This window comes from Nannocystis pusilla (assembly GCF_020073745.1).
Taxonomy (GTDB): Bacteria; Myxococcota_A; Polyangia; order Nannocystales; family Nannocystaceae; genus Nannocystis; species Nannocystis radixulma.
Genome location: NZ_JAIRAU010000001.1, coordinates 511977 through 531159, shown reverse-complemented (window position 1 = coordinate 531159; position 19183 = coordinate 511977). Strand labels below are relative to the sequence as shown.

General features: G+C 72.4%; 10 protein-coding genes. 4 read left to right on the top strand and 6 right to left on the bottom strand.

What is annotated here, in order from left to right; translation table 11 throughout:
- Window positions 1–6 precede the first annotated feature (6 nt).
- Both K7C98_RS02130 and K7C98_RS02125 read left to right on the top strand, forming a co-directional pair.
- Window positions 7–2289: a cation:proton antiporter gene (locus K7C98_RS02130; protein WP_224189795.1), complete on the top strand. Its 2283-nt coding sequence runs from the start codon at window positions 7–9 to the stop codon at window positions 2287–2289.
- A gap of 83 nt (window positions 2290–2372) precedes the next feature.
- A complete protein-coding gene (locus K7C98_RS02125) occupies window positions 2373–4616 on the top strand; it encodes a cation:proton antiporter (protein WP_224189794.1) in 2244 nt (747 codons plus the stop codon).
- A gap of 77 nt (window positions 4617–4693) precedes the next feature.
- Here K7C98_RS02125 and K7C98_RS02120 read toward each other — a convergent pair whose 3' ends face one another.
- The 6 genes from K7C98_RS02120 to K7C98_RS02095 all read right to left on the bottom strand — a co-directional run bounded on the left by K7C98_RS02120 (window position 4694) and on the right by K7C98_RS02095 (window position 16905).
- Window positions 4694–6484, bottom strand: a complete 1791-nt coding sequence (locus K7C98_RS02120; RefSeq protein ID WP_224189793.1) for a formylglycine-generating enzyme family protein — start codon at window positions 6482–6484, stop codon at window positions 4694–4696.
- A 155-nt stretch (window positions 6485–6639) separates the two neighbouring features.
- On the bottom strand, window positions 6640–8550 hold the full coding sequence (locus K7C98_RS02115) for an IgGFc-binding protein (RefSeq protein WP_224189792.1): 1911 nt from the start codon (window positions 8548–8550) through the stop codon (window positions 6640–6642).
- A 542-nt stretch (window positions 8551–9092) separates the two neighbouring features.
- Entirely contained in the window at window positions 9093–9269 is a 177-nt protein-coding gene (locus K7C98_RS02110; protein WP_224189791.1) for a DUF1328 domain-containing protein, read from the bottom strand.
- Window positions 9270–9527: 258 nt separating this feature from the next.
- The gene (locus K7C98_RS02105) at window positions 9528–9722 is read right to left on the bottom strand and encodes a CsbD family protein (RefSeq protein WP_096329507.1); all 195 of its coding nucleotides are present in this window, start codon (window positions 9720–9722) and stop codon (window positions 9528–9530) included.
- A gap of 216 nt (window positions 9723–9938) precedes the next feature.
- Window positions 9939–14915, bottom strand: a complete 4977-nt coding sequence (locus tag K7C98_RS02100) for a translocation/assembly module TamB domain-containing protein (RefSeq protein ID WP_224189790.1) — start codon at window positions 14913–14915, stop codon at window positions 9939–9941.
- 16 nt (window positions 14916–14931) lie between these two features.
- Window positions 14932–16905 (bottom strand): BamA/OMP85 family outer membrane protein, encoded by a 1974-nt coding sequence (locus tag K7C98_RS02095; protein WP_224189789.1) that lies wholly within the window; start codon window positions 16903–16905, stop codon window positions 14932–14934.
- Window positions 16906–17228: 323 nt separating this feature from the next.
- Between K7C98_RS02095 and K7C98_RS02090 the strand changes: the two genes are divergently transcribed.
- Complete coding sequence (locus K7C98_RS02090) at window positions 17229–18092, top strand: YihY/virulence factor BrkB family protein (protein WP_224189788.1); 864 nt, start codon at window positions 17229–17231, stop codon at window positions 18090–18092.
- Window positions 18093–18132: 40 nt separating this feature from the next.
- A complete protein-coding gene (locus tag K7C98_RS02085; RefSeq protein WP_224189787.1) occupies window positions 18133–19158 on the top strand; it encodes a histone deacetylase family protein in 1026 nt (341 codons plus the stop codon).
- The last annotated feature ends 25 nt before the right edge of the window (window positions 19159–19183 follow it).

The window sequence follows — 19183 nt, the reverse complement described above, 5'->3', positions numbered from 1 at the left end:
TTCACCATGTTTCTTGGTTCGCCCACCGAGCACCTCACCGAGCCCGCGCTGGAGCTGTCCCGCACCGGCCCGACCATCCTTCAGGCGCTCGACCACCACGCCGTGGTCATCCTGCTGCTGCAGCTCGCGGTGTTGCTGGCGGCCGCGCGGCTCATCGGCGAGCTGATGCGCAAGGTCAAGCAGCCGGCGGTGATCGGCGAGCTCGCCGCCGGCGTGCTGCTCGGGCCCTCGGTGCTCGGCGTGCTCGCGCCCGAGGTCCAGCAGTACATCTTCCCCCCGGTGCAGCACCAGGCCGACCTGCTCTCGGTGGTGTCGTGGCTCGGCGTCCTGTTCCTCATCGTCGTCACCGGGCTCGAGACCGACATCGGCCTGATCAAGCGCCGGGGCAAGACCGCGCTGCTCATCTCGAGCTGCGGGATCAGCATCCCGCTGCTGGCAGGCGGCGCTTTCGGCTGGTACCTCCCCGACGCCTACCTGCCGCACCCCGAGAAGCGGCTGGTCTTCAGCCTGTTCATGTCCGTGGCGATGGCGATCTGCGCCGTCCCGGTGATCGCCAAGGTCCTGATCGACCTCAAGCTGATCCGGCGCGACATCGGCCAGCTGATCCTCGCCTCGGCGATGATCGACGACACGGTCGGGTGGATCTTGCTGTCGGTGGTCGCCGGCCTGGCGACCGCGGGCAGCGTCGACCTGCTGTCGGTCGGCGAGGCTGTCGGCGGCGCGCTGCTGTTCCTCGGCGTCATGCTGACGATCGGCGTGCCGATCGTCGGACGCATCGTCTCCGGCGTCGACAAGCGGATCGGCGGCGCGAGCGCCCAGCTCTCGCTGGTCATCGCCCTCGCGCTCGGCTGCGCCGCGCTCACCCACATGATGGGCATCGAGGCGGTCCTCGGCGCGTTCGCCGTCGGCATCCTGGTCGGGCAGGCGCCCCGCTTCCGCCGCGAGGTCGGCCACAACCTCGAGCTGACCTCCGACGCCTTCCTCGCCCCGATCTTCTTCGCCTCCGCCGGCGTCAAGGTCGACCTGTGGAGCGTCGCCACCCCCGAGGTCGCGACCATCGGCCTCGCCGCGCTCGGGCTGGCCTGCGCGTGCAAGATCACCGGTGTCTACGCCGGCGCGTGGATGGCCGGCCTGCACCACTGGGAGCGCCTGGCCATGGGCTTCGGCATGAACGCCCGCGGCGGCATGGGCCTGGTCGTCGCCACCGTCGGCCTCGGCCTCGGGATCCTCACCATCGAGCTGTATTCGATCATCGTCGTGGTCGCGATCATCACCTCGCTGATGGCGCCGCCGATGCTGCGATGGGCGCTGTCGCGGGTGAAGATCGGCGAGAGCGAGGCCACCCGGCTCGAGGCCGAGGCGATGGCTGCGAGCAGCTTCATCCGCCAGATCCGCCGCGTCCTTCTGGTCAGCCGTCACGCTCACAGCGTCGATCTGCCGGCGCAGATCATCGGCTACCTCAGCCACGAGCAGCCGATCGAGGTCACCGCCGCGTACGCCCGCCCGCAGGCGGTGCACAACCCGTGGTGGAAGTTCTGGAGCGCCCGCGGCCGCCGCTACGGCGCCGTCGGGGCGCGCGCGCTGGCCCGCATGGCCCGGCCGCTGCGGCTGCTGAAGGGCTCGCGACCCGAGCTCAAGCTCATCAGCGACCCTGACCCGGCCGAGCAGGTGCTGGTCGAGGCCCAGCGCGACTACGAGCTGCTGGTGCTCGGGGAGACGCACCGCGGCACCGAGGCGCTGTTCGGGCCGATGGCCGATCGCATCATTCACAAGGCCCCCTGCCCGACGCTGATCGTGCGCGAGCCGTCCGTGGCCGGCGGGGACGACGCCGAACGCGGGGCGAAGCTGCAGGCCACGCTACCGGCGCTCTACCGCGTGTGGTCGCCGAAGAAGATCCTCGTGCCGACCGTCGGCACCGAGTACAGCAAGAACGCCGTCGAGCTCGCGGCCGTCCTCGCGGCCAGCACCCGGGCCGAGGTCACGATCGTCCACATCTCGCGCACCGGCTCCAACGACGTCGACACGGCGCGCCCGCACGAGATCGGCGCGCAGATCGTCGCCCGCGAGGCCGAGCGGGCCAAGAAATTCGGCGCCAGCGTCGAGACCGTCGTCCTCGAGGGCGCCCGCCCCGAGGAGGATATCGTCCGCCTCGCGGCGCAGGGCAGCTTCGATCTCATCGTGCTCGGCAGCAGCTTGCGCGCCGTCGCGGCTCGCGCCTTCTTCGGCCACCGCGTCGAGAACGTCCTGAAGAACGCGCCCTGTCCGGTCGTGCTGCTCAGCGCCGGCTGATGGGTCTGCGAGGCCCCGTCGGGTGCCGGCGTGCGCGGATTCGTCGAGGTGACGCAGATCGATTCGTGATAAACAGTGTGAGCATGTCGAGTTCTGCGTTCTTGCTCACCGAGCCGGCGGCCCTGGTCGCGGCCGACGGCGAGGCCGTCCTCAGGTCTCTCGGGCACCACGCCGTGTTCCTGCTGCTGTTGCAGCTGGCGGTGCTGCTGGCGACGGCGCGCCTGCTCGGCGAGATCATGCGCAAGCTGAAGCAGCCGGCGGTGATCGGCGAACTCGCGGCGGGGGTGCTGCTGGGGCCGTCGGTGCTCGGCGCGCTGGCGCCGGAGCTGCAGCACTACGTATTCCCGCGGGACCAGCACCAGGCCGATCTGCTGTCGGTGGTGTCGTGGCTCGGCGTCCTGTTCCTCATCATCGTCACCGGCCTCGAGACCGACATCGGCCTGATCAAGCGCCGGGGCAAGAGCGCCCTGCTGATCTCCAGCTGCGGGATCTCCATCCCGCTGATGGCCGGGGCCACGTTCGGGTGGTTCTTGCCCGACATCTATCTGGCCGCGCCCGACAAGCGGCTGGTGTTCGCGCTGTTCATGGCGGTGTCGATGAGCATCTGCGCGGTCCCGGTGATCGCCAAGGTCCTGATGGACCTCAAGCTGATCCGCCGCGACATCGGTCAGTTGATCCTCGCCTCGGCGATGACCGACGACACCGTCGGGTGGATCTTGCTGGCGGTCGTCGCCGGCCTGGCGACCGCCGGGAAGGTCGACCCGCTGTCGGTCGCCGAGGCGGTCGGCGGCGCGCTGGTGTTCTTGGGCGTGATGCTGACCGTCGGCGTGCCGATCGTCGCGCGCATCATTTCCGGCGTCGACAAGCGGATCGGCGGCGTCAACGCCCAGACCTCGCTGGTCATCGCCCTCGCGCTCGGGGCCGCCGCGCTGACCCATCAGATGGGCATCGAGGCGGTCCTCGGGGCCTTCGCGATCGGGATCCTCGCCGGCCAGGCGCCGCGGTTCCGGCGCGAGGTCGGGCACACGCTCGAGGTCGTCACCGCCGCCTTCCTCGCCCCGATCTTCTTCGCCTCCGCCGGCGTCAAGGTCGACCTCGCGCGGCTCGCCAACCCCGACGTCGCGCTCGTCGGCCTCGCCGTGTTGGGGCTCGCCTGCGCGTGCAAGATCACCGGCGTCTATGTCGGCGCCGCCTTCGCCGGCCTCTCGCACTGGGAGCGGCTGGCCATGGGCTTCGGCATGAACGCCCGCGGCGCCATGGAGATCGTCGTCGCCACCGTCGGCCTCGGCCTCGGGATCCTCACCATCGAGCTCTACTCGATCATCGTCATGGTCGCGATCGTGACCTCGATGATGGCGCCGCCGATGCTGCGATGGGCGCTGTCGCGGGTCAAGATGGGCGAGAGCGAGGCCAAGCGGCTCGAGGCCGAGGCGATCGCCGCCAGCAGCTTCGTGCGCCAGATCCGGCGCGTCCTCCTGGTCAGCCGGCACGCCCACAGCGTCGACCTGCCGGCGCAGATCGTCGGCTACCTCAGCCACGAGCAGCCGATCGAGGCCACCGCCGTGTACGCGCGCCCGCAGGCGGTGCGGACCCCGTGGTGGCGGTTCCTGAGCCGCCGCGTGCGCCGCTACGGCGCCGTGGGCTCGCGCGCGCTCGAGCGGATCGCCCGGCCGCTGCGGCTGCTCAAGGGTTCGCGGCCCGAGCTCAAGATCGTCAGCGACGCCGACCCGGCCGAGCAGGTGCTGGCCGAGGCCCAGCGCGACTACGAGCTGCTGGTGCTCGGCGAGGTCCACCGCGGCACCGAGTCGCTGTTCGGGCCGATGGCCGACCGCATCATCCACAAGGCCCCCTGCCCGGCGCTGATCGTGCGCGAGCCGGCGCGGCGATCGAGCGACCGCCCCAAGCTCTACCGCGTGTGGACGCCGAAGAAGATCCTCGTGCCGACCGTCGGCACCGAGTACAGCAAGAACGCCGTCGAGCTCGCGGCTGTCCTCGCGGCCAGCACCAAGGCCGAGGTCACGATCGTCCACATCTCGCGCACCGGCTCCAACGACGTCGACACGGCCCGCCCGCAGGAGATCGGCGCGCAGATCGTCGCCCGCGAGGCCGAGCGGGCCAAGAAGTTCGGCGCCAGCGTCGAGACCGTCGTCCTCGAGGGCGCCCGCCCCGAGGAGGACATCGTCCGCCTGGCCGAGCAGGGCAGCTTCGACCTCATCGTGCTCGGCAGCAGCCTGCGCGCCGTCGCGGCCCGCGCCTTCTTCGGCCACCGCGTCGAGAGCGTGCTGAAGAACGCCTCCTGCCCGGTCGTCCTCCTCAGCGCCGGCTGATCCTGCGCTCCGGGACATGCCCTCCAGGGCATGCCCCATTGGACATGCCCGTTTCGATATGCCCTTCCGCCAGGTCGTCAACGCGCGCAGCGGAAGCCGACCGTCCCGTAGCCCCACTGCGGGCTGAGGCCGTAGCGGTACGACGCGCGCAGGAAGCCGGGGCCGTCGTAGTAGCTGCCGCCGCGCACCACCTTGACCTCGCCGCGGTCCGGGCCGCGGGGGTTGCGGTTGAACGCGCGGCGGTAGGTCTGCTTCGCGTACCAGTCGGCGACCCACTCCGACGCGTTGCCGGCGAGGTCGTGGATGCCCTCCGGGCTGGCGCCTGCGGGGCGCTGGCCGACGGCCGCGGTCGCGGGCCCGCACTCGTGCGTGTGGGCGCGCTCGCACGACGGCGGCGCGTCGCCCCACGGGTACTGCGCGCGGGCCTCGGCGCCCCGGGCCGCGCGCTCCCACTCGGCCTCGGTCGGCAGGCGCTTGCGCTTCCACGCGCAGTAGGCGGCCGCCTGCTCCCACGTCGCGCAGACCACCGGGTGGTCCTCGCCGAGGAACTCCGCGGCCAGCGGCGCCCCGCGGACGAACGCCTCGCCGGTCCACACCTCGCAGCGCGACAGCGCCACCTTCGAGCAGCCGCCCCCGCGCACGCACGCCTCGTAGTCCTTCCACGTGACCTCGTCGACGTCGAGCGCGAAGCTGTCGAGCCAGACCGCGTGGGCCGGCTTCTCGTCGGCCTCGCATGCGGGATCTCGGCGGGCCCGGCAGCCCATCATGAAGCGCCCGCGGTCGATCTTGTTCATGCGGTCGTCGACGAACACCCCGCCGCTCTCGGGCGGCCCCGCGTCGTCGACCTGCCCCCCGGCCGATCGCGCACCTGCCGGCACCGGCCCGCGCTCGTGCGCGTCGCGGGCCAGCGTGAGGTCGGCACCGCGCGCTTGCGGTCGCGCGGCGCCCTGCGAACCTGTCCGGAGGACCAGGTCGACGTACGCCAGCGCCTCGGCGGCGCGGACCCGGCCGTCGCCGTCCGCGTCGGCCCAGCCGCGCAGCGCCCCGAGCAGCAGGTACGACAGCGCCGGCGCGTCGGCTCCGGGCAGCGTCGCCCGGCAGCCCGCGCCGACCCCGGGCGTGAACACCACCGTGTCGGTCGGCTCGAGCCCGCGGCGCGTCATGTCCTCCTCCACGCGCTGCCGCGTCGCGGCCACGAGGTCGCCGAGCGACCCCGACCCCGGCACCGCCGGGGCGCCCGGGCCCGGCGGACCGCGCAGCGGCGGCGACGGCAGCGCGGGCGCGGCCAGGCCCGCCGCTTCGGGTGCACCTGTCCCTTCGGGCAGACAGCCGTCGAACACCGCGATCAGCTCGCGGTGCAGCCCGTGGCCGGCCGTCCGCAGCAGCGACTCGACCGGCACCCCCGCGGTCCAGTCGCGCGTCGTCACCCCGGCGGTCAGCAGCGTCCCCATGGCGGCGCCCGGCCGGCTGCCCGCGTGCCCGACGAACACCAGCCACAGCATCGCGTCGCGCCCGACTCGCCAGTGCATCGCCGACAGCGCCTCTCGCACCGCCTTCACCGTGACCTCGCTGCCGCGCAGCCAGCGGATCTGCCGCGCCCGCAGCCCGCGGACCTCGTGCAGGTAGCGGTACCACGCGCCCGCGACCGCGTGCGCACCTGGCCGATCGGCCATGAACGCGTAGTCCTCGACGCTGACGATCAGCGCCGCGTCGCGCCGGCCGTCGGGACGCGCCGGCAGCGGCGCGGCGACGTCCGGCCACGCCTGCGCTCCCCCCTGTGCCTGCGGACGCACGCTGCGCGGCAGCGCCGGCGCGCACGCGAGCGCCGCGGCGACTGCGGCCAGCCCGGCGATGACGCGCGCGGACATCGGCCGCCGATCTTAGGGCCTTTCACCCGCCCTCGCCAGCGTCGGCGCGACGGGCAGCCCCCGTCTCGCGCACACCTCGCGGCTCTCCGAGCCCACATCTCCGGCGCGGGACCGGGGGCATGTCCCTTCGCACATGCCCCCGGGGACAGCTCACATCACTGCGGGTTGATGACCTTCAGCCGCATGCCGCCGGGGTAGGCGTACGAGGTCACGTCGGTGTAGCCGACGCTGACGATGCCGAACGGGTCGGTGCTCTCGGCGAGGTGGCCGCCCTGGCCGATCTTGTAGTCGGCCACCTCGTAGCTGCCGACGGTGTAGTAGTTGCCGACGGTCACGCCGTCGACCTTGACGTCGGCGCCGCCCGCCTGGCGGATGACCTGGACGTAGTCGTGGGTGTAGCCGGTGCCGGTGGCGAACGCGTAGCGGTCGAGGAACTGCTCGACGGGGATCATCTGGTACATCGCCGGGTCGCCGGTGCCGGCGCCGCCGTTCTGGCTCTCGAGGTACTGCACCGGCAGGAACGGCTTGTCGCCCGAGAACATGAAGCTGACGTTGTTGGCGACCACCAGGTCCTTGTACTGCCCCTTGTTGAGGACGAAGGGCGTGCCCGGCTGGACCGGGTTGGTCGAGATCGTCGTCGCGTCCTCGCCGGCGAACACGCGCCAGTAGTGCTTCTCGTTGCCGCGCTTCGGCGAGTGGGCGCCGACGTAGGTCTTGCCCCAATAGTCGAGCGGCAGCATCTGCTCCTCGATGTGGTCGCAGTAGCCGACGGAGGAGGTCGGCACGTTGACGCACTCGACCGCGCCGACCACCCAGATCGGCTTGTCGGCCTCGATGTAGGTGCCGGACACGTCGCTGCCGGCCGCCGGCCCGCGCACCTGCAGCGTGTCGAACCGGTTCATCGCCACCTGTCCGGTCGCGCCTGCGTTCACCGCCGGCACCCCGTTGCCGGCCAGCGTGTTCTGCGGCGGCGTCCACTTGACCGTCGTGCCGTCCTGCAGCGCGATCACGTTGAAATAGCTCGGGTACTGGTTGTGCGTGTCCTTCCACGAGGCAATGATGTAGTTCTGCCGCAGCGCGTACTCGGGCAGCAGCATCGAGGCGTCGTTGGTCGCCTGCTGGCCGAGCGGCGAGTGGAGGTAGGCGATGATCGGGATGTTGCTGCTGACGCGGTAGACCCCGCCCTTGCGCAGCTCCGACTTCTTGTCGAGCGCCGGGTTGTTCATCGTGAACGTGAACGTCATCCCGGGCGCGAGGTTGATCGGCGCGCCCTGGGCCTGCTCGACGTTGGTCCCGTTCGGCACGAAGTACAGCTGGACCTGCGCCGTCTTGGTCGGGTGCGTGTTGCCGACGATCAGCGAGTCGGCCTGCCCGTCGTTGAAGTTGTCCATCTTGTGACCCAGGAACGAGCAGCCGATCGAGCTCGGCGCCGTCTGTACGAGGTCGCACAGCTCGGTGCAGCCGCCGAAGTCGCACTGCTGGGTCGGGCTGCACGCGACCGGCGGATCGTAGCCGTCGCCGTTGGCGTTGCAGATCTTCTCGGCGTCGAGGCCCTCGCACTGGACCTGCCCCGGGTTGCACAGCTTCGTGCCGCACGCCCCGTCCTTGCAGGTCTCGCCGTTGCCGGGGCAGGGCTGCGGCTCGAAGCCCTGACAGTCGTCGGCGCATACCAGGATCTGGTCGCCGTCGCACCCGTTCAGATCGCCGGGGTTGCACACGCACGGGCCGTCGGTCGTGCCGGGGCTCTCGGTCGTGTTCGTCGCAGTGACCGGCCCGGTGGTGTCGCCGGTCGAGCTGGTGCCCACGCCGCTGGCCTCGGTGGTCAGCGCCTCGGTCGTGCCCTCGCTCGCGCTCGCGGTGCCCGTGCCCTCGCTGCCGCTCGACGTCGTCGGCGCGTCGGTCGAGGTCGCCGCGTCGGTCGTCATCGGGCCGACTGTCGCCGCCGTCACTCCGGTCACCCCCGTCACGCCGGTCGCCCCCGCCGTGGTCCTCCCGTCGTCGCCGCACGCAGACAGCAGCGCCGCCGACATCGCCCCGAGTCCGAACAAACTCCTGCACTTCAGCATCGCCCACGTGTGCCACACGCGGCCGAGCCACTCAAACGCAAAGTTGCGTGCACGCCACGCTGCACGGGGATTTGCGGCCAAACCGAGGATAACTGCCGGCCTGCATGTGTGGCCATTCGCTCGCTCGCGCCCGTGCGCTCGCCTCGCAATCCGCGTCTGCAGGTCGATTGTGGTGACCACGGACAGACGACCGCGTCACCTGTCTCTCACGACAGATGGCGTTCGGGGCAGGTCGCCCCAAGCGACGACTTCTGCGAGCGCAGAACATGCCTCCCGAAAGCACGACCCGGCGGGGTCGGCGCGTCGCGCCCCCTGCGCCCGGCACCTGCCCCTTCGAGCATCTGCGGCACCCGCACGCCCGCGGTCGAGCCCGCTACTCGCACCCGCGAGCAGCGCCCGACGGTTCGAGCCGTCGCTCGGACATCCACCCGGGATTGACGCTCCTACGAGCGCTGCCGGCGGGCGCTCACCTCTCGCGGGACCACCGCGCGCCGTCCGGCGCGGCCGTCCCCTCGCGGGACAGCGCGCGCCCGGAGGACGCGTCAGCCGGCGATCTTCTTGCCGGCGACGAGGCCCGCCACCAGCATCACCGCGAAGATCACGATGAAGACGAAGAACAGCACCTGGGCGACGTCCGAGGCGGCGTTCGCCACCCCGCCGAAGCCGAAGATCGCGGCGATGATCGAGATGATGAAGAAAACGGCAGCCCAACGAAGCATGGTCATTCCTCCTGTCTTAGGAGTGGTTCATGATCGCCGGCCGGTCAACCGCGCTCCGGCCGAATTAATCAATCGATTCGCCGTCCCATAAACATTGTGCACAGCTCACCGATTGGCGCGTTCGCGACAGCGAGCCCAGCAGAGCCCGTATTCCGGCCCCTTTTGACTGTTTTTAAAAGTGCCGCGCCCGCCCCCGATCGCGTGAGGGGGCGGGCGCGACGATTCAGCCGGCGGCTGCGTGTCGCCGGCGCTTCGTTGCTATGGCAGATGGAGGTCCTCGAGTTTGCGTTGAATCGCCTCCTTTCCGTCGCCGAAGCGCTCCTGGATGATGCCGTACAGCTTGTCGGCCGAGCCCTCTGCCTTGAGGAAATCGTCGTCGGTCAGCTCGCCCCAGATCCGCTTGGCCTTGCCCTTCAGCTGATCCCACTTCCCCTGCGCTTGATCTTGATTCATCGATCGCATGTCTTCGCTTTCTCCTGCCCACAGTGTGATCGCGGTTGCAACCGGCGCGAACCGGATTACGCCCGTCGAACGCTGTTTTCACGGCCATTCCGGCGCTCACGCGGTCGCGCGCCTGGCGACGCGGCAGGCCCGCCGCGGTCGGCGCCCGGGGCGCTGCAGACATCGAGAATGCATCACCTGGCCTTGCGGGCATTCACCGCAGCAGCGTCAGCGGCGCGCCGTGTTCTTGGTCGTGCCCTTCGCCGGCTCGGCCGCCGCCTCGCCGGGGGCCTGCGTGCGGCCGAAGCTGCGGCGCCAGAACAGGTCGAGCCCGCCGACGGCCGCGTCGCCGAAGAACGTCTCGACCGACCACGACGGTCGGAACCGGTACTCGAACGAGCCCTGGATCCGGTTGGTCCGCGCCGGCGCGTTGTGGTGGTACGTCGTCTCCGCGTAGATCTTCTTCGTCAGGTGCTTGCCGACGCTGAGCACCGGCTGCGTCACGTCGTCGGCGAAGCCGAACTTGATGCGGTCGATGCCGAGCTTCTGGTCGGCGAAGCGCGACAGCGTCGGGTTGCTGAAGTTGACCAGCAGCCCGGCCGCGCTCGCCTGCGTCTTCTTCGGGTCGCTCTCCTGCGTGTCGGCCGTGCCCGTCAGCAGCAGCGCGAAGATCTGCCCCTCGGTCAGCGACGGGCGCGAGCGCAGCTTCAGCTCGGGCCGGCTGAGGCGGCCGCGGATCGCCACCGTGACCTCCGCCTGCGGCGTCGTCGTGTCGGCGGTGAGGTCGAGGTACGGGTCGACCGTCGAGCCGTCCTCCGGCAGGAACACGCGGCCCTGATCGATCGTGAAGCGGTTGCCGAGCAGCTCGAAGCGGCCGCGGTCGGAGCGGAAGCCGCCGGTGACCTCGGCCTCCTCGCCCTTGCGGTGCAGCGCGAGCGCGCCGCTCCAGTTCATGTCCATCGACGGCCCCTTGATGTGCACCGGCGACTTCAGCCGCACCTCGAGGTCGAGGTGGCTGGTGTCGACCTCCTCGAGGTCGACCTCCTCCTTCGTCGGCGGCATCGTCCTCTCCTCGGCGATCACCACCGGCGGGACCCGGTCGGTCGCGCCCGGCTGGCTGCCGAGAGCCGCCTGCAGCCCGGGCAGCGGCCCCGTGACGATCTTGACGTTCTCGTTCTCGGGCAGCGGTTCGGGCGCGCGCGTCGTCAGGTCCGACACCCACACCTCCGCGCCGTCGACGTCGATCGCCACGCCGAGCCCCTGCGGGCCGCGCTTGATGCCGGCGCGCACCTTGGTGTCGACGATCATCTGCGGCAGCCCGGGGCGGACCACCGGGAACTTGCTCAGGGCCAGCGAGGCCTCGGCGTTCAGCTTGCCGCCGCCGGCGAACGTCGCCGCGCCGCTGGCCTTGAGCCGGCCCTCGCCGCTGGTCGCCGTCAGGCTGGTCAGCTCGAGCCGCGGCCCGTCGGCCGCGAGCGAGAAGTTCAGGTCGCGGAACCGCTGCTGCAGCGCCACCACCGTCACGCCGCCCTTCTGCAGCCGCGCCGCCCCGCGGAACGTCGGCTTGCCGAGCGCGCCGCGCACCTGGACCTCGCTGGAGAAGAAGCCGGTGAAGTCGTAGATCGCCTCGGGGAAGAACCCGCTGAGGTAGCGCAGGTCGGTCGCCTTCGCCTCGAGGTCGCCGCGGATCGGCGTCGCCAGCAGCTCCGCCTCGCCGCGGCGCAGCTCCGGGATCGACGCCGTCGCGTCGGCGGTGAACGACAGCGAGCCCTTCTCGTTGCGCCGGCCGAGGCTGCCGCGCACCGTCTGTTTGACGTCGTCGACCGCGACGTCGATCTTGAGCGGCAGCCCGCCGAGCACCTTGTGCCCGATCTCCCCGGCCACCGCCGCCTTGCCGCGCACGTGCTCGGCGTCGACGTCGGCCTCCGCGTGGACGTCGAGGGCGATCAGCGCCTGCTGCGGCAGCGGGCTGAACGGCTCGAGCGCGTCGTGGTCGAGCCCGATCACGTCGAGCCGGACCTTGCCGGGCCGCTCGGTCGCCCACTCGACCCCGCCGGTCGCGAGGTCGACGTCGAGCGGCACGCGCCCGTCGAGCTCGATGCGGGTGTTCTTGCCGAGCCTGCCGCGCCCCGCGAGCTTCGCCCCGCCGTCGCGGTAGTCGAGGTCGACGCGCAGGTTGCCGACCGGCTGGCCCTTGAACGACAACCTGTCCGCGCGGACAGCTCCCTGCAGCTTGGGGTGGCGGCCCGCGCCGTCGAAGGTCACCCCGCCGGTGATCCGCCCGCCGAGGTTGAGCCCGAGCAGCGGCTCGAGCGGCGCCAGCTCGAGCTCGCGCAGGTCGAGGTTCAGCGCGTACCAGCCGTCGCGACGCCAGCGCACGCCCGCGGCGTCGAGCGCGACCGGGGCCAGCGCGCGGACCTGGAAGCGCCCGACCTGACCGCCGCCGCCCGAGAGGTCGACCGCGACGCCGCCGTCGCGCATGGTCGCCGCCAGCGAGACCGAGCCGAGGGCGATCCGCCGGTGCATCAAGCCCTCGCCGCGCAGGTCGGCCTGCAGCGCCGGCGCGGTCGCGGGCCCCGTCAGTTCGGCGCGCAGCGTCAGCGTGCCGGCCGCGTCGTGCCCGGGCGCGATCGCGTCGAGCTGGCGCGCGACGTCGAACTCGTCGAGCTGCAACAGCCCCCGGTGCTCGCGCTCCTTGTGCCAGGCGAAGCGCCCGCGCAGCGGGTCGAGCTCGATCGGCACCTGCACGTCGAGCCGCGCCCGCCCGCCGCTGCGGTGGACGTCGACCTTGCCCTGCAGCCACTCGCCGCGGTGACTGACGCTGACCGCCACGTCGCCGACCGGCGCCTCGCCGACCCTCAGGTCGTGCGCGCGCCACTCGGTCAACAGCCGCGGCGTCGCCAGGTCGCCGGTGCCGTTGGCCTCGAAGAGCGCCATCCCGTCGACCCGCCCGGCGAGCTCCGGCCGCGCCAGCCACGGCCGCAGCCGCGCCAGCCGGACGTCCTGGGCCCGCAGCTCGATCTTCGCATAACCGTCCTGCCCGATAGACCCTGTCCGTTGCGACATGTCCACATGGACCGGCGCCTCGGCGACGACCCGCAGCCGGCGCGCCAGCGGCCCGCGCAGCTCGGCCTCGACCTCGGCGCGCCCGCCCTCGAGCTTCGCCGCGAGCTCGAGGTCGCCGAGCCGCCCGCCGCGCAGCCCCGCGCGCGCGACCCTCACGTTCGCCGCGAGCGCCGGCGCCTCGGGCCGCCCGTGCACCCGCACCTTCGCCGACGCCACCCCGGCCGGCCGCAGCGAGCGCGGCAGCAGCGGCCGCAGGCGCGCCAGCGCCAGCCCCGACAGATCGACGTGCAGATCGCTCGGCTCCTCGGCGTCGACGATCCCGTCCACCGCCAGCCGGCCGCCCGCGACCTGCAGCGCCAGCCCCTCGACCGCGAGCCGCGAGCCCGACAGCACCGCCCGCGCCGGCCGCTCGAGCTCGGCGTGGAAGCCGGCGTGGTCGGCCGCCAGCGCCCGCAGCTCCGCGCCGATCTCCTGACCTGTCCGAACAGACAGGTCGACGTCGACCCGCGAGCCCGGCCCGCGCAGCCCCGCCTGCAGCGTCGCGTGCAGCGGCGGCAGCGCGGCCGGCACCGGCGGGGCCACCGGCCCGGCCGGCAGCTTCTCGACCCCGAGCCGGAGCTCGCCGCGCTCGACGGTCTGCCCGCCCGCGCGCAGCCCGTCGACCGCCAGCGCGAGTGTCCCTTCGGTCATGTTCTTCAGGACATCGACGTCGATCCGCGCGTCCGCGACCTCGACCCCGGCGGCGTCGACCCGGCGCAGCTCGAGCGCGCCGGCGCAGCGCAGCTCGGGCCCGGTGCACGCCCCGCGGCCGCGCAGCGACCCTTCCACCGGCGGCACCTCCGCGAATTGCCGCGCCACCGCGGCCGGCCGCGCCATGTCGACCACCGACAGGCGCCAGTCGAGCCGCCGCAGCCCGCCGTTCATCACCACCACGTCGACCAGCGCCCCGATCCCGGCGGCGTCGAGGGCTGTCTCGAGGGCCAGGCCGTTCTCGGCCACCACGCCCTCGACGTCGAGTGACACCCCGCCGAGGCGCGCGCACTCCGGGCAGCGCAGCCCGCCGGCCACGCCGATCCGCCGGCTCGCCAGCTGCCGCGCGTGCAGCTCGAGCGTCGGCCGCACGCGCCCGAGCCGCGCCGCCGTCCACGGCGCCAGGTCGACGTCGGCCGCCAGCGTCACGTCGGCCTGCGGGGTCCCGCGCCACGCCCCCGTGCCCGCCAGCCGCAGCGCGACGCCCGGCGCCAGCGCGACGCGGACCTCGGCCGCCATGTCCTCCGGGTCACCTTCGCCCGCGACCGCGAGCTCGAGCGTGCCCGCCGGCGCCATCAACTTCTCGACTGTCCCTTCGGGCAGGTAATCGGCCAGCCCGGCCAGCGCCGCACGGGCGCGCAGGTCGAGCAGCCCGCGCCAGGCGCGGACGTCGAGCCGCGCCTGCGGGATCTCGAGCACTGCCGTGTCGAGCTCCACCCGCAGCCCGTCGACCATCGCCACCGGCGCCGCCCAGCCCGCGCGCAGCGTCATCGCCTCGAGCTCCCGCTGCCCGAACAGGCGCCCGCGCCCCGCCAGCAGCTCCGCCTCGGCCACCCGCCCGGCCCCGCGGGCCCGCAGGTCGAGGTCGAGCGCCTCGACGATCGGCGACCCGTCGGCCATGAACACCGCGCCGTCGCGCAGCCGCAGCGTCGCCGCGATCGCCAGCGGCAGATCGGGGCCGGGCGGCAAGGACATGTCCTTCGGGACATCATCGCCCGGCGGCGCGATGTCGGCGAAGCCGCCGCCGAGCCCGGGCAGGTACACGCGCGGCCGCTCGAGCGCCAGCGCGTCGACCTGCAGGTCGCCGGCCAGCAGCGCCCGCGGCGTCCACTCGACCGCGAGCGCGTCGGCGGTGATCAGCGCGCGCCCCTCGCGGTCGGCCAGCGTCACCCCGCGCAGCGCGAACGAGCCGAGCAGCGTGCCCTCGGCGCCCTCGATCGCGACGCTGCCGGCGATCGCGTCGTTGTAGATCGGCAGCCCGATCCGCAGCGCGAGGCGCAGCCCGAGGTTGGTCGTCAGCAGCAGCAGCAGCGCCGTGACCACGACGAGCAGGGCCACCAGGCCCCCCTTGAACGTCGCTCGTGCGATCCTGCCGATCCGCGTCGCCATCACACCCCCGCGATGTTCAGAATGCTTCACCGAGGCCGAAGTGCACGGCCCAGATCTTCTGCCCCAGCGCGTACTCGGTCTGGTTGAGGCGGAAGCCCACGTCAAGGCGGAACATGCCGATCGGCGTGTCGAGGCGGACACCGGGCCCGGCCGAGTAGTTGAATTGGTCCAGGGCGAACTGATTGACGCCGGCGCGCACGTCGCCGCCGTCGGCGAAGACGACGAAGCTCAGCATCTCGGTGGCGCGCACGCGAGCCTCGATGTTGGCGAGGATCATGGTGTTTCCGCCGACGGGGATCCCGCGACAGTCGGCCTCGCCGGGCACGCAGCCCGCGGGGAACATCTGCGGCGACAGGCGCCGCAGGCCCCAGCCGCGCACGGTGTCGGCGCCGCCGAGGTAGAAGCGCATGTCGATCGGCGCCCCGCCCTTGGCCCCGTACGGCACGATCCACCCCATCTCGAAGCGACCGGCCAGCGTGAGCCGCCAGTGCGGCGTCCAGTACAGGCGGACGCTCGGGCGCACGCGGTGGGCGCTGAAGTCGCCGCCCAGGCCCATGATGTCGTAGACGACGCCGAGGATCGCGCCGTTCTTCGGCCGCAGCACCGAGTCGGTGAGGTAGATCCGCAGCGACGGCTCGAGGTAGCTCAGCGTGTACGGGTCGCGGAAGTCGAGCCCGAGGATCGACTTCTCGCCCTTGAGCGTCGGCGACACGTTGAAGAAGTCGACGAAGCGGAAGTTGTAGGCCAGCTCGGCCTCGACGAAGCGGGTGAAGAAGCGCGACAGGCCGGCCCGCAGCGTCGGGCTGTAGAACTGATAGCCCTCCCAGATCCCCAGCTCGAACGACGGCGACAGCGACGCCACCGTGCGCTTCTCGATCAGCCCCTTCTGCCGCAGCGTCGGCTCGAACTTGACGATCGGCCCGTGCTCCTGCGGGTTGAACATGCTCGGCAGCTCGGCGTAGCCGGCGCGGGCGCGCAGGTCGAGGCGGGTCAGGTTCTTGAACAGGTTCTTGTGGGTGTAGAGCAGGCTGGCGCGCTGCTCCCAGCGCACCGGGTCGAGGCCGAAGCCGGCGCCGAGCTTGATCGACTGCGGCTTGGCCGGCCGCGCCTTGACCACCAGGTCGATCGTCCCCTTCTTCGTCTCCGACGGCCGCTCCTCGACGGTGACGGTGTCGAACACGTCGAGCCCGTAGGTGTTCGCCTCGACCTTCTTGACCAGCCGCGGGCTGTACGGCTTGCCCGGCGCGTAGTCGACCTCGTTGGCGACGAAGCGCTCCGGCACCGGGCCGAGGCCCTCGAAGCGGACCTCGCCGATCTTGTAGTGAGGGCCCGGGCGGATCTCGAAGCGCACGCGCGCCCCCACGCCCGGCTGCACCTCGGCCGCCTCCTTGACCTCGGCCTCGGCGTAGCCGGCCTCGCGCAGCGTCTCGAGCAATTGCTCGACCGAGCGGTTCAGCAGCGGGATCTCGAACGCCCGCCCGGTCACCAGCGCGACCCGCTTGCGCAGCGCCAGCTCGCTGACCTTCGGGTCAGGCACCTCGGTGCCCGGGCGCCCGTCGGGGAACTCGAGCGCGATCGTCTCCACCAGCGTCGGCTCGCCCTCGCGGACGATCACCTCGATGGTCGCCTTGCCCGGCGCGCGCTCGCCCGGCGTGCGGGTGAACACGCGCACCCGCCCGGCCTTGACCCGCGGGGTGATCGACACCACCTCGGCGTCGTAGTAGCCGTGCGCCTTGTAGACCTCGACGATGCGCGCGGCGTCGACCGGGATGTTGGCCGGCAGGAACGCGTAGCGGTCCTTCCACGGCAGGCGCGACGTCTCGCCCATGTGCAGGTACTGCAGCAGCTCGTCCTCGGTGAATCGCTCGACGCCGACGAACTTGACGTCTTTGATGTACGCGTCGCTGCCGCGGACATCGTCGAGCTTGCTCGAGCAGCCGACCACGACCGCGAGCACCAGCCCGAAGAGACATGTCCACATTGGGCGCATGACGCGCGAACTATGATCCCGGCCGGTCTCAGGCGCCACGCGCACAATCGGCGTACCCGCGTCGAAGACCGGTCCCGGACCGTTCACGCGTCGCGTGGGTCGCAAAGCGCGCAAAGTCCGCGAGGCCGGCGCGCATCGACTGTTCGAAAGGACATGCCCATGAAGACATGTCTCTTGCGACGAATCCGCGCTGACGTCCACGAATAGCGCGGCCTCGCGGCGACGCTGGCCGCGCCCGCCGATCTGGATCACAATCGCCGGGCCGGCTCGGAGCGACCATGCGGAGACTGCGCGAAACCTTTCTTCTGCTCAAGGATTCGGCCGTGGAGTTCGCGGGCGAGGACCCGTTCACGCAGGCCGGGGCGCTGTCGTATTACACGATGCTGTCGCTCGCCCCGTTCCTGCTGCTGCTCGTGGCGCTCGTCGGGCTGGTGTACGGCGAGGAGGCCGCGCGCGGCGAGGTCGTCGAGCGGCTGGAGCACCTCATCGGCGGCGAGGCCGCCACGGTCGCGCAGGACATCCTCGCGCACGCGCACAAGGCCGGCGGCGGCCTGGTCTCGGCGGTCGTCAGCGGCGTGGTCCTGCTGGTCGGCGCGACCACGGCGTTCGGCCAGCTGCAGGCGGCCCTCGACCACATCTGGGACGCCGGCCCGCGCGCGACCGGCTGGCGCAACACCGTGCGCGGGCGCCTGCTCGGCCTCGTCCTGATCCTCGCCTTCGGCGCCGCGGTGATCACCCTGCTGGTGGCCGGCTCGATCGTCTCCGGCCTGTCGGCGATGCCCGGCGCGTCCGACCTCGGGTGGTTCTGGCGGCTCGTCGACCTCGGCGTGTCGCTCACGGTGATGACCGGCCTGTTCGCGCTGCTGTTCAAGCTCCTGCCCAACGCCGAGGTCCGCTGGCGCGAGGTCCTGATCGGCGCCGCCACCACCTCGCTGCTGTTCACCGTCGGCCAGTGGGCCATCGGCGTCTACCTCGGTCGCGCCGCCGTCGGCTCGGCCTACGGCGCGGCCGGCTCGCTGGTGGCGATGATGGCGTGGGTCTACTACTCGTCGATCATCGTGCTGTTCGGCGCCGAGGTCACGCAGGTCCACGCCCGGCGCTCCGGTCGCGCCATCGTCTCGTGCGCCCCGCGGAAGCCCGCCGGCCAGGCCGCCGCCGGCGACGTCGCCCTGGCGCCGAATCGGTAGCGCCCGCCGGCCGCGGCGACTATGCTGCCGCGCCATCGCCATGCCGCACGAGACGCTCTTAGTCTGCGACGATCGCATGCTCGACCACGAGCAGAGCCCGCACCACCCCGAGAGCCCGGCGAGGCTGCGGGCGATCTGCGAGCGCCTGCGCGGCGCCCCGATCGCCGGCACGCGCTGGGTCTCGGCCCCGCCGGCCACGCGCGCGCAGATCGAGCGCGTCCACCACCCGATCTACATCGACGCGGTCGACTCGGCCCGCGGCGTCGCCTTCGACCTCGACCCCGACGTCCTCCTCAGCGCCGGCAGCGTCGACGCCGCCTACCTGGCCTCAGGGTCAGGTATCGCCGCGGTCGAGGCGGTGGTCGCCGGCGCCGCCCGCCGCGCCTTCGCGCTCGTGCGCCCGCCCGGGCACCACGCCGAGAACAGCGCGGCGATGGGCTTCTGCGTGTTCAGCAACGTCGCCGTGGCCGCCGAGCACGCCCGCGCCGCGCTCGGCCTGTCGCGCGTGCTGATCGTCGACTGGGACGTCCACCACGGCAACGGCACCCAGCACCTGTTCGAGGGCCGCCGCGACGTCCTGGTGTTCAACACCCATCAATCGCCGCACTACCCCGGCACCGGCGCGGCCGAGGAGGTCGGCGACGGCGACGGCCGCGGCTTCACCGTCAACGTGCCGCTGCCCGGCGGCCTCGGCGACGGCGACTACGCGGCGGTCTACCGCGACCTCCTGACCCCGATCGCAGAGCAGTTCGCCCCCGAGCTGATCCTCGTGTCGGCCGGCTTCGACCCCCACCGCGACGACCCCCTCGGCGACATGCAGGTCACCGCCGACGGCTTCGCCCACCTGTGCGGCGTGGTCTGCGAGCTCGCCGACCGCCTGGCCGAGGGCCGCGTGGTCCTGTTGCTCGAGGGTGGCTACGACCTCCGCGGCCTGGCCGACAGCGCCTACGCGTGCACGGCCGTCCTGGCCGGCAGCACCCCGCCCGGCGGGAGCCCCGCGAGCCCCCGCGGCGAGGCGGCCGTCCGCCGCGCCGTCCAGGCCCAGGCCCCCTACTGGCGCCTGTAGAGCCCCCGCCGCAGGCCGTGAGCTC